At 41.4% G+C, this 11,504-nt stretch carries 9 protein-coding genes; 4 read left to right on the top strand and 5 right to left on the bottom strand.

Annotated elements, in window-relative coordinates; genetic code table 11:
* The first annotated feature begins 325 nt into the window (after positions 1–325).
* Positions 326–676, top strand: coding sequence for a hypothetical protein (locus tag J4E76_RS19605; RefSeq protein WP_208506498.1), 351 nt, complete (start codon positions 326–328; stop codon positions 674–676).
* Positions 677–684: 8 nt separating this feature from the next.
* On the opposite strand, the gene J4E76_RS19600 is transcribed toward J4E76_RS19605, so the two are convergent.
* Complete coding sequence (locus tag J4E76_RS19600; RefSeq protein ID WP_208506497.1) at positions 685–2,019, bottom strand: Xaa-Pro peptidase family protein; 1,335 nt, start codon at positions 2,017–2,019, stop codon at positions 685–687.
* 80 nt (positions 2,020–2,099) lie between these two features.
* Positions 2,100–4,340: a Tex family protein gene (locus J4E76_RS19595; protein WP_208506496.1), complete on the bottom strand. Its 2,241-nt coding sequence runs from the start codon at positions 4,338–4,340 to the stop codon at positions 2,100–2,102.
* Between the two features lie 146 nt (positions 4,341–4,486).
* Between J4E76_RS19595 and J4E76_RS19590 the strand changes: the two genes are divergently transcribed.
* From J4E76_RS19590 to J4E76_RS19580, 3 genes are all read left to right on the top strand, one after another.
* On the top strand, positions 4,487–5,029 hold the full coding sequence (locus J4E76_RS19590; protein WP_208506495.1) for a pyridoxamine 5'-phosphate oxidase family protein: 543 nt from the start codon (positions 4,487–4,489) through the stop codon (positions 5,027–5,029).
* Positions 5,030–5,183: 154 nt separating this feature from the next.
* The gene (locus J4E76_RS19585) at positions 5,184–5,801 is read left to right on the top strand and encodes a hypothetical protein (protein WP_208506494.1); all 618 of its coding nucleotides are present in this window, start codon (positions 5,184–5,186) and stop codon (positions 5,799–5,801) included.
* A gap of 97 nt (positions 5,802–5,898) precedes the next feature.
* Complete coding sequence (locus J4E76_RS19580) at positions 5,899–8,745, top strand: pitrilysin family protein (protein WP_208506493.1); 2,847 nt, start codon at positions 5,899–5,901, stop codon at positions 8,743–8,745.
* Between the two features lie 3 nt (positions 8,746–8,748).
* On the opposite strand, the gene J4E76_RS19575 is transcribed toward J4E76_RS19580, so the two are convergent.
* From J4E76_RS19575 to J4E76_RS19565, 3 genes are all read right to left on the bottom strand, one after another.
* Positions 8,749–10,116 (bottom strand): S41 family peptidase, encoded by a 1,368-nt coding sequence (locus tag J4E76_RS19575; protein ID WP_208506492.1) that lies wholly within the window; start codon positions 10,114–10,116, stop codon positions 8,749–8,751.
* A gap of 94 nt (positions 10,117–10,210) precedes the next feature.
* Positions 10,211–10,822 carry an NADH:ubiquinone reductase (Na(+)-transporting) subunit E gene (gene nqrE / locus J4E76_RS19570; RefSeq protein ID WP_208506491.1) on the bottom strand — a complete coding sequence of 204 codons (612 nt, stop codon included), beginning with the start codon at positions 10,820–10,822 and terminating at the stop codon, positions 10,211–10,213.
* A gap of 12 nt (positions 10,823–10,834) precedes the next feature.
* The gene (locus tag J4E76_RS19565; protein WP_208506490.1) at positions 10,835–11,500 is read right to left on the bottom strand and encodes an NADH:ubiquinone reductase (Na(+)-transporting) subunit D; all 666 of its coding nucleotides are present in this window, start codon (positions 11,498–11,500) and stop codon (positions 10,835–10,837) included.
* Positions 11,501–11,504 lie beyond the last annotated feature (4 nt).

Raw genomic sequence — 11,504 nt, 5'->3', positions numbered from 1 at the left:
GGTGATTAGGTGATTAGGTGATTAGGTGATTAGGTGATTAGGTGATTAGGTGATTAGGTGATTAGGTGATTAGGTGATTAGGTGATTAGGTGAAGTTCAATTTTTGAAAAACACTTCCAACTATTCATTATGAATTCTTCATTAAACATTCCAAAGAGCTTCTAGCTTCTAGCTTCTAGCTTCTAGCTTCTAGCTTCTAGCTTCTAGAAAGGAACGTAATGAGTAATGAGTAATGAGTAATGAGTAATGAGTAATGAGTAATGAGCATTTAGAATAAAGAAATTCTTAATTCTTAATTCTTAATTCTTAATTCTTAATTTAAACCATGGCAACTCCCCCACCTGAAGAAAACCTAAAGCAGTTTCAATTGGCAGTTTCCTTGGTTCCTGAAATGGAGCTTAAAGGGAAAAACATGTGGTATACTTCCATGAATGGAAATATGTATACCTATATGGGCAAAGAGGGCACCCTTGGAATCAGGCTCGGCAAAGATGACTATTTGGCTTTCAGAGAAAAGTATAAGGTAGGAGATCTCAAATCCTATGGTGCTATAATGAGGGAATACGTTCCAATACCACAAGAACTTTTCGAAGACACCGATACCTTAAAGCACTATATGGAAATGACTCATGCCTACGCCAAGACATTAGCCCCTAAACCTACTAAGAAGAAATAAGCGCAGAACTATTTGAATGCGATCAAGATGAGTTTCTCTTGTGGCTCTATCAGGTATTCAGCACCGTCAGCAGTAACAACCGCCATCTCTTCTACAGAGATAGTCTTTTCTGTCCCATCAGCTCGTTTCCAGGCATGAAAACCATCAAAGGCAAATGTCATTCCTTCTTTCAACTTCTTGGCGGAAGATGGTCTTACTCTGGTAGACATACCACCACCCAAATTAGGCCCTACATCATGAGCCACATAACCCACAGGATGCCCTGTGCTCCATGGTACACTTTCAGACTTGGCGGCTTGCATTAACAACCTTTGTGCTTTGTCAACACTTGCTCCTGTAACCCCTGGTCTCATAGCATTTAAAGCCGCCCTGTTCCCTGCCTTACTACTTTCCCAATAAAACTGGATGTCCTCGGGTGCTGCAGTCTCGCCTTCTTTTAAAACATAGGCAAAACGTTGAATATCACTTACCCAGCGATCGTATAGCTTGATACCAAAATCAATCTGGATAACATTTCCGGGCATAATGACCTTATCTGTTGCATGGGAATGTCCTCGATCTGGCCCTGAGTTTACATTAGGGTTTTGATCAGCCGCCCAACCGTCTGTGACTCCATATTCCGCCATTTTCTGCTTTAAGTACTTGGCTATGTCAGCATCTGTCGATACTCCAGGTACTATTTGTTCATAGGCTTCAATTTGCCAATCAGATGTTAACTGGGCTGCCTTTTGCAATATTTCAACCTCTTCTGGAAGTTTAATCGAAAGCCACTCGTAAATCAGTTCCGTAGACGAAACTAACTTATCGCTCTCCTTGCCCATCAATCTTTCTATGGTCTGACGTTGCGTATAAGAAAGGCCATCGGCCATTGAATTTGATGCAGATGAGTTGATGGCTATTTGCTTAAATCCACTTTCTTTAATGAAATCTACAGCCATAGACACGGAACCTCCCCTAGCGCTAACCACCTCATCATGAATATCGAGTTCGTCTAGTGCAGTGGCTTCTCCCGATGGGGAATAAACCCTTGAGTGAAATCCATCCTCATCGATGAAAAACATAAAGGCAGCTGTACCCCCTGCGTTCTCTCCTCCGACATGGTCAGCTATTGGATCGTTGTTATTTTCTCGACAAACCACCAACCAACAATCTACTCCAGCGGCTTCCATTGCCCTTGGTAGCAATTGATTAATTCTCTTCTTTCTAATTTCTGGCCACGGGCTCTCTCCCCAGTAGGCATCAGGATCAATAGAATCATCCATATCTACTTGATAAGAGCAGGACGTAATAAAGAGAAATAGAGAAATCAGGGCGATTGTCTTTGAGAAAGTATTCCTTAACATGGTTCTATCTTTAGATCCCCTAAACTAGTCACAACCTAATGAATTACAAGTGCATTTAGGTCGACCTAATGTAAAAGAAACTACCCGCCAAACTTCCCTTTCAAGGCAGCCAACTTAGTAGCCATATCAGTCTCAGGTGCCTTTTCCCTTCGCTGCGGTTTTGGTCTTTCTTTCCTTTTTGGTTTAGGCTTATCTCCTGTTTTCATGGATAAAGAGATTCGCTTTCTTGCAATATCCACACCCGTCACGGTTACTTCTACCTGTTGCTGAACAGAAAGAATCTCAGCAGGGTTACTCACAAAAGTGTCTGACATTTCAGAAATGTGTACCAAACCATCTTGATGCACCCCAATGTCTACAAAGGCCCCGAAATTCGTGACGTTTGTAACGATGCCGGGAAGTTTCATCCCCGTTTTGAGATCTTCCATACTATGCACATCATCGGCAAAACTAAAAGCTTCAAACTGCTCTCTGGGATCTCTCCCTGGTTTGGCTAATTCTTCAATGATATCCGTTAGCGTTGGTAATCCTACCTGATCAGTGACGTACTTCTTTAGATCGATTTGTTTGCGGAGTGCTTCATTCTTGATGAGATCGGCAACCGTACACTTTAAGTCTTTTGCCATTTGATTTACCAGACCATAGGACTCAGGATGAACAGCACTTTGGTCAAGTGGATTTGAAGCATTTCTGATCCTTAAAAAACCAGCAGCTTGCTCAAATGCCTTATCTCCAAGACGCGTGACATTCTTGATGGCCTTTCTATCCTTAAAGGGGCCGTTGGCATCACGATACTCTACAATATTCTTAGCCAATTGAGGTCCTAAACCAGAAACGTAGGTCAGTAACTGCTCTGAAGCAGTATTGACTTCTACTCCCACTGCGTTTACACAACTCATCACCACATCATCCAGCGAGTTTTTCAAAGCGGTTTGATCCACGTCATGTTGATACTGACCCACGCCTATTGACTTAGGGTCAAGTTTGACTAATTCAGCTAATGGATCCATGAGTCTGCGACCTATGGAAACAGACCCTCTGACAGTCACATCTTCATTAGGAAACTCTTTTCTGGCGATTTCTGATGCTGAGTAGATCGATGCGCCACTCTCGTTTACCATCACCACCAAGATTTCATTTGGTAGTCCAATACCATTTACAAATGATTCTGTCTCACGGCTTGCTGTACCATTACCAATAGCTATGGCTTCAATATTGAACTTGCTCACTAAGCTAGAGATGAGCGCTCCAGATTTTGCAGTTTGCTTCTGTGGTTCGTTCGGGAAAATTGCTTCAAAGTGAAGTAGTTTTCCTTGTTTATCTAGGCAAACGACTTTACATCCCGTTCTAAAACCCGGGTCTATGGCCAATACACGCTTCCCACCTAATGGGGCGGCCATTAGCAATTCTTTTAGGTTCTTTGCAAATACTTCAATCGCCTCTATATCTGCCTTCTTCTTAGAAGTCATTCGGGTTTCTGTTTCCATTGAAGGACTCAGCAATCGCTTATAGCAATCTCTAATCGCAAGTTTAATCTGCTCTGCCACAGCTCCCGAACTCTTTAGAAACTGCTTATCAATTAAGGCGATAGCCTCATCCTCCTTAGGAAGAATATCCAACATCAGGACCATCTCTGCTTCTCCTCGTCTCATCGCCAATACTCTATGTGAAGGCGATTTAGCCAAGTTTTCTTCCCAATCGAAGTAGTCCTTGTATTTCTGGGCTTCCTCCTCCTTGCCAGACATAACTCTGGATTTGATAGTCGCGGTTCTGGTGAATAACCTTCTCATCCTATCACGCAACTCAGCATTTTCATTGATGGTTTCCGCAATTATATCTCGTGCTCCTTGCAAGGCATCCTCAGCGTTCTCTACTCCCTTTTCCTGATTGATGTATTTGTTAGCCTCATCAATAAGGTCAAAGGAACCTTGCTGAAAAAGTTTGTTAGCCAAAGGCTCCAAACTTTTCTCTCTTGCCATACTGGCTTTAGTCTTACGCTTGGGCTTATAAGGCAAATAAATGTCCTCAAGTCTTGTCAGTGTTTCGGCAGCATTCACTTTATCTTCCAGTTCTGGAGTCAGTTTTTCTTGCTCTTTGAGTGACTTCAGAATAGCCTCTCTTCGTTTATCAAGGTCTTTCAATTGTTGTGCCCTATCCCTGATATTGGCAACAACAACTTCATCTAAACTTCCAGTTACTTCTTTTCTATACCTTGAGATAAAAGGTACAGTACCACCATCATCTAAGAGCTTCACTGTGGCACTAACTTGCTGTACTGAGATACTGAGTTCAGAAGCGATGGTTTGAAAATGTTGAGTCATAGATTGCTCTTAATTTTTTGGGGAGTTCAAAAGTAATTAAAGTGTTATCAGCTCAAAATCCTTTTTGATTTTTTAAACCCAAAAGCAGCTTCCAGTATTGTTGAACTATGTTTTATGCTTAATTTCAATGATATAACTATTATCCTATGGCGAAATTTTATGATCACCTTGAACCTCAGTTGATTGAATTTATCGAAGCACAAAAAATGTTCTTTACAGGAACTGCTGCCCAAGATGGAAGGGTGAATGTTTCGCCTAAAGGAAGTGACTCTCTACGGGTTTTGTCACCAAACAAAATTGCCTGGCTAAACTTAACAGGCAGTGGGAATGAAACTGCAGCCCACTTAAAACTAGCTAACCGTATAACTTTAATGTTTTGTGCCTTCGAAGGGAAACCTCTAATCTTGAGAGTATATGGTTCTGCTAAAACGATACACCAACAAGATACAGAATGGGGTGAGTACATTGATCAATTTGATTCGCTGCCGGGTGCAAGGAATATCTTCATAGTTGAAATTGAGTCAGTTCAAACCTCATGTGGCTTTGCGGTGCCCTATATGGACTATAAAGAGGATCGAGAAATATTAAACGATTGGGTGGTAAAAAAATCTGAAGCCGAATTGAAAGACTATTGGACCAATAAAAATGTAGAAAGTATCGATGGCTATCCTACTGGTATTTTCGACTGACCAAGAGCATGAACAAATTTAAGGCAATGCTGTTAGGTGAAAGTATCTGTTGAATTGTTTAATTGATGACATGTATCAATTTATTATCCAGTCGTTATACCTGTACTGATACGTTTTTATATAAATTTGTCGTTCCGATACTCAAAGTATTATTATGAAAAAGTCTTTCCTTGTTTCCTTACTAGTAGTTGCCACTTTTGGATGTTCAAATGGTCCTGATGATGGCTTAGGTGGTGGTGGTTCTGGTGCAGTTGATTTTCTACAAGTAGGCAACACCAACCAAGAAGATGTAGTTTATAGCTCAGATATCTCTGAAATTAGCTTTGCTCAGTCGCAACAAGTGGGAGATTCTACCTTCTATCAAGCCAACTTAGATTTAGATGGAAACCTTTCTGCTGACCTACTATTTCAACTAGTGACTTGGACTGACAACATCCTCTTAACAGTAAAACCTGTAAATGGGTTTTCTGTTTCTGGAGACGATTCAGATTATGAGATTTTCGGAACAGAACGTTCTTTCGAAGGCCTAAAGCTTTTCCCTGATGGTACAATCATCAACGGTTCGATTATAATTGATGCCACTGACGAAGATTTATTTGTAAGTCAGTTCAGAAACGGTGTACTAACGGCAACCAGTCTTCTCATATGGAACGACATTGCATACTTGCCTTTTAAGTCAGCTCTAATAGAAGGTTGGGTAGGTCTGACCATCGATGCCAACGGTACCGATATTCAAGGGATTAATATCTCTACTATCGCTACACGAGACTAAGAAATCCACTTTTTTATTTCCTGTTAACAATCCTTATCTAAAGTTGATTGCGACTCGGTGATTAATTGCCTATAATCGTCTGATTCAAAATTAGCTTATGAAAAGGTTCAGACTCAACACACTTATTGCGCTTACGCTATCTCTCATTCTATGGTCTTGTCAATCATCAGGTCCTTCTGATCAACCAAACTTTAAGGTTGACTATGAGAAATTCACATTAGATAATGGCCTCGAAGTCATTATGCATATCGACAAATCCGATCCGGTGGTAGCCGTGGCATTGACGGCTCATGTAGGCTCTGCCAGAGAAATCGAAGGAAGAACAGGCTTTGCACATCTATTTGAACACCTACTCTTTCTAGAATCTGAAAACCTTGGTAAAGGTGGTTTGGACAAAATGAGTGCACGTATTGGAGGTTCTGGTGCTAACGGATCGACAAGTAGAGACCGAACTAATTACTTCCAAACCGTTCCGAAAGATGCATTAGAAAAGATGATTTGGGCCGAAGCCGATAAGCTAGGTTGGTTTATTAATACGGTAACAGACCCAGTGCTTGCCAAGGAAAAGCAAGTGGTGAAGAACGAAAAGCGTCAAAGCGTTGACAACAGACCTTACGGACATACCTCCTACATTATTGACAAGCAGCTATATCCTAATGACCATCCATACAACTGGCAGGTTATCGGGTCACTCGATGATCTTCAAGCGGCTACACTCGATGATGTCAAACAGTTTTTTAGAAGATGGTATGTTCCTAATAACACAACACTTGTAATCGCCGGTGATTTTGAACCAGGCCAAGCGAAGGCATGGGTAAAGAAGTACTTCGATGAGATTCCTCGCGGAGAAGATATCTCCCCTCTTGAAAAGAGAGCTGGAACTGTTAATGAAACCGTGAAACTTTACCATGAGGATAACTTTGCCAGACTTCCTGAACTTACGATGGTTTGGCCTACAGTTGAGTTATACCATCCAGATTCTTATGCACTAAATGTCCTTGGCCAATACCTATCCAGAGGCAAGCAGGCTCCATTCTATCAAGTATTGGTAGAAGACAAAAAGCTCAGCTCTGGTGTAAGAATGGGCAGTAGAAGCTCAGAATTAGCCGGCCAATTCCAGTTATCGGTTCGTGCGTTCTCCGACAAAAACCTAGATGATGTTGCAGATGCAGTTCAAGAAGCATTTACAAAGTTTGAGAATGAGGGAATCCCTCAAAAAGATCTAGATCGAATTAAAGCTGGTCAAGAAACTGGCTTCTATAATGGCCTAAGCAGTGTTCTTGGGAAGGGCTTTCAGCTGGCTCAATACAACATTTTCGCTAATGACCCCGGATTTGTAAAACAGGATGTTCAGAATATCCTCGAAGTAACTGCAGAGGATGTAATGGCCGCTTACAATAAGTACATCAAAGGGAAGAACTTCATTGCTACCAGTATGGTACCTAAAGGTAGAGCTGCCCAAGCTTTGGTAGGCTCTGCCAAGGCTAATGTTGTAGAAGAAAAGATTGTACAAGGTGCCGAGGAGACTTTCGATGCTACCATTCAAGCAGAATACGAACGTACACCATCTTCTTTTGATAGAACGCAAGAGCCAGCGTATGGAGCAGCACCTGAAGTAGTGATCCCTGAAGTATGGAAAGCTGAATTAGGCAATGGAATGAAAGTGCTAGGCATTGAAAACGATGAAGTTCCTCTTGTCCAATTCAACATATCAATTGAAGGTGGGTTGCTCTTAGATAAAATCAACAAAGTAGGAGTTGCTAACCTTACGGCAAGGCTCATGACCCAAGGCACCAAAAACAGAACCCCAAAAGAGTTGGAAGAAGCAATCGCCCAATTGGGAGCTTCGATCAATATCTCAGCCGGAACGGAGCGCATCACGGTAACCGGAAACACACTTAAAAGAAACTATCAAAAAACCATGGATTTGGTTGAGGAGATGCTGCTAGAACCACGTTGGGATGAGCAGGAGTTTGCTTTAAGAAAACAGAGTGTTATTAGTTCAATCAAACAGCAGGAGGCCAACCCAAATGCCATTGCCGCAAATGCTTATAACATTCTTATCTATGGTCAGGATAACATTAGATCAAAAAACATTCTCGGGTCTGAATCTTCAGTGAGTGCAATTAATGTAGATGACTTGAAGGCTTTCTATGAAAACAATATTTCTCCTTCTGTTGCCACCATGCATGTTGTTGGAGATATCAGTCAGCAAGAGGTAATGAACTCTCTGAGTGACTTGGAAAGCAAGTGGGCAGCAAAAACTGTTGAAATCCCTGATTACGAAACCCCTGATAGTCCCGATAAGTCAAAAGTATTCTTTTACGATGTACCGAATGCCAAGCAATCGGTGCTCCGTATAGGCTACCCTGCCCTAGCTGCAACGGATGACAACTATTACCCAGCAGTAGTCATGAACTACATCCTAGGTGGCGGTGGTTTCGCTTCAAGACTGACGCAGCAGCTAAGAGAAGGAAAAGGATATACCTACGGTATCAGATCTGGATTCTCCGGAACGAATGAAGCAGGAGCATTTACTATATCTAGTGGAGTTAGAACAAATGTAACATTAGAGTCTAGCCAGTTGGTGAAGGAAATACTTACAGATTATGCTAAGGACTTCTCTGAAAAGGATCTTGAAACAACTCAGAGCTTCCTGATTAAAAGTAACGCAAGAGCATTTGAAACAGCAGGTTCTAAACTAGGTATGTTACAGAATATCAGCCGTTATGGATGGGATGATGATTATGTAAAAGATCGTGAAGCAGTTGTGAGAGATATGACAGTCGAAAAGATTCAAGGCCTCTCAGGCGAGTATCTCAATCCAGATAAAATGTTCTGGTTAGTAGTTGGTGATGCCAAAACGCAAATGAAGCGCCTTGAGCAATTAGGATATGGTAAGCCGGTGCTTATCAATGAAATGGTATCTCCAGAAAAGAAGTAATGACTACCGGTGCTCAATAAGGTCAATGGCCTTGTTGAGCGCTGCATCCTCCCCAGAAAGGAACTCGTTCAAGGACTGTACAATAGGATAACCTGGAATAACTCCCCGACCAGGAAAAGCATGACCAATGTTGGCGGTTGTATACTTCCACATAGGCAGGTTCACCCTAATACCAGAGTTGGACAGTGATAAGGTTCTGGAGTTCCCACTAGTATTGCCATCATAGCCCCCTCCTGTTTCTTCGCCAATAAATGTAGCCCATTGGTTGTGATGTAGCACCGTGGCCACATCTGCACAGGTAGAAAAACTCCAGCCATCAGTTAGTACGTATAGCTGACCTGTGAAACGATTTTCTTGAGGTTTCCAAACTGATAGTCCTTTGTGGGAAGTCATCAAGTTCATACCATCCTTAATTGACACCTTACCATAGCCCTCATAGGCATCCGTAACTTCTATTCTCTCGAAATATCTGAAATCCTTCTTTGCAAAATAAGACACGAGCAAAGCTCCATAATTGTCATCTCCACCACCATTTCCTCTCAGGTCCAAAATCAAGTTTTTAGCTCCTCTTTCCTTTAAATCCTGGAAACTCTTTTCTAAGAATGCCTCATAATCAAGATTCTTCTGCTCCATATAATAACTCACGAAAGTCCCTATTCGCATATAGCTATATTCATCCTTATGATTGAGGGTCAGTACTGTCTGTTCTGGTAATGGTGTATCTAATCCCGACAGGCTACCCCAATTCTCTCCGTCAATGCTGACCATAAGAACTTCATCACCTCTCTGGATATTCATATTGTATACTTCGGCATCCGGATCGATATAGAGTTGATAGTAATATTTAAAGTATCGTTCAGTTAGTCGATGCTTGCTGGTGTTGATAAAACCATCAGAAGAATGGTGCTCAAAGATTATGCTTTTGATTTCAGCAATATCAAGACCATTGATACTTAAGACCCGATCTCCTTTAAGCACCTCTACCTCACCTACTACATCCATCACGTACAGTTGGTCTCCCAGAAACTTAACTGATATGGGCATAAACTTCCGTGAAGTTTTAAAAGACTCATTTACACCTTGCGGCATCGATGATCGCGTGTGGCCGCAACGTATCTTGTTCAACAAATAAGTCACCTTACCGAAAAACTCTGCCTCTTCCATGTCACCCAATTCACTCCTGACCTTATTGAAATAGTACTTAATGGAGTCTGATGGTGTATACCTAGTCAGACCAGAATGGTATGTCCTGAATGCGTTTTCTAGTTGGTTGATATCGGCTAAAGCCTCTGACTTGGATATTTGTCGGGCCTGGGCTGTAAGGGTGATCAATGTGAGAAGGACGTAGACCACTGCGTTTTTCAAAAGCATGTAAGCATTTACGAATACTACCTCCTCAAAGATTCCGAAAAGGGCATAAAAAAAGGCTTCCTAAGAAGCCCTTCAATATTGTTTTATAGATTCCTTAGATAGAAATCCCCATAAAGCTCATAAATGCAATACCCATTAATCCGGTAATGAACATTGTAATACCCAATCCTTTCAATCCATCAGGAACGTTTGAGTATCTCAGTTTTTCTCTAATTGCCGCAAGTGCAATAATCGCTAAGAAGAAACCAGTTCCAGAACCAAATCCGAAAACAGTAGCCTCACCTATAGTGTAGTCTCTTTGCGCCATGAAAAGAGAAGAACCTAGGATAGCACAGTTTACAGCGATCAATGGTAAGAAGATACCTAGAGAGCCATAAAGTGATGGAGAGAACTTCTCAATCGTCATTTCCACCAATTGTACCATTGCAGCAATAATGGCAATGAACATGATGAACCTTAGGAAAGAAAGATCGATCTCAGCAAAGTTTGAACCTAACCAAGACAGTGCTCCTTCATTCAGCACATATTCGTTCAATAACCAGTTCATTGGAACCGTAATACCTAAAACGAATACAACTGCCAGTCCAAGACCAAAGGCCGTTGAAACCTTCTTAGATACAGCAAGAAAAGAACACATTCCTAGGAAGTAGGAGAATACCATGTTCTCTATAAAAATTGATTTAATACCTAAATTCAATAAATCCATGATTCTATCTCCTTAATGTTCTACGTATCCTGTTTTCGCTCTCTGTACCCAGATGATGAATCCAAGTACAATAAATGCTCCTACTGGAGAAACCATTAGGCCATTGGCTGAAAAGTTTTCAAAACCGATTGCTCCCATAAGGTCATATCCAAATACTTTACCCGATCCCCATAGCTCTCTAAAAAAGGCTACAGCAAGGATAATCCAAGAGTAACCTAAACCTGATCCAAGTCCATCAAGAACAGAATCGTAAGGCTTGTTACCCAAAGCAAATGCTTCAAGACGGCCCATTACAATACAGTTTGTAATGATTAGTCCAATGAATACCGAAAGTTGCTTATAGATATCGAAAGCGTATGCTTTCAAAACTTCGTTTACAAGTGTAACCAAGGTTGCTACTACTGCTAGCTGTACAATAATCCTAACCCTACCAGGAATGGCATTTCTCATTAAAGAGATAATTAGGTTTGAGAAGATCAATACAAAGATTACCGACATGGCCATAACCATTGTAGGCTTCATCTGAGTAGTAACCGCGAGTGCCGAACATATACCCAATACCTGAACGGTAACTGGGTTGTCGTCATTCAAAGGATCCGTGATAAACTTCTTCCTTCTTTTTGATAGTAAAGCTTCTGATTCTTTAGCTACCGGTGCTTCTATAGTTTCAGTACTCATATCT

This window comes from Roseivirga sp. E12 (genome assembly GCF_017592825.1).
Lineage (GTDB): Bacteria > Bacteroidota > Bacteroidia > Cytophagales > Cyclobacteriaceae > Roseivirga.
Note: the sequence above shows the minus strand (reverse complement) of the source record. Positions and strands in the feature narration are given on the sequence as shown.

Coding starts and splice junctions, on each gene's coding strand:
- J4E76_RS19605 (WP_208506498.1), top strand. CDS start 326: ATGGCAACTCCCCCACCTGAAGAAAACCTAAAGCAGTTTCAATTGGCA.
- J4E76_RS19600 (WP_208506497.1), bottom strand. CDS start 2,019: ATGTTAAGGAATACTTTCTCAAAGACAATCGCCCTGATTTCTCTATTT.
- J4E76_RS19595 (WP_208506496.1), bottom strand. CDS start 4,340: ATGACTCAACATTTTCAAACCATCGCTTCTGAACTCAGTATCTCAGTA.
- J4E76_RS19590 (WP_208506495.1), top strand. CDS start 4,487: ATGGCGAAATTTTATGATCACCTTGAACCTCAGTTGATTGAATTTATC.
- J4E76_RS19585 (WP_208506494.1), top strand. CDS start 5,184: ATGAAAAAGTCTTTCCTTGTTTCCTTACTAGTAGTTGCCACTTTTGGA.
- J4E76_RS19580 (WP_208506493.1), top strand. CDS start 5,899: ATGAAAAGGTTCAGACTCAACACACTTATTGCGCTTACGCTATCTCTC.
- J4E76_RS19575 (WP_208506492.1), bottom strand. CDS start 10,116: ATGCTTTTGAAAAACGCAGTGGTCTACGTCCTTCTCACATTGATCACC.
- nqrE (WP_208506491.1), bottom strand. CDS start 10,822: ATGGATTTATTGAATTTAGGTATTAAATCAATTTTTATAGAGAACATG.
- J4E76_RS19565 (WP_208506490.1), bottom strand. CDS start 11,500: ATGAGTACTGAAACTATAGAAGCACCGGTAGCTAAAGAATCAGAAGCT.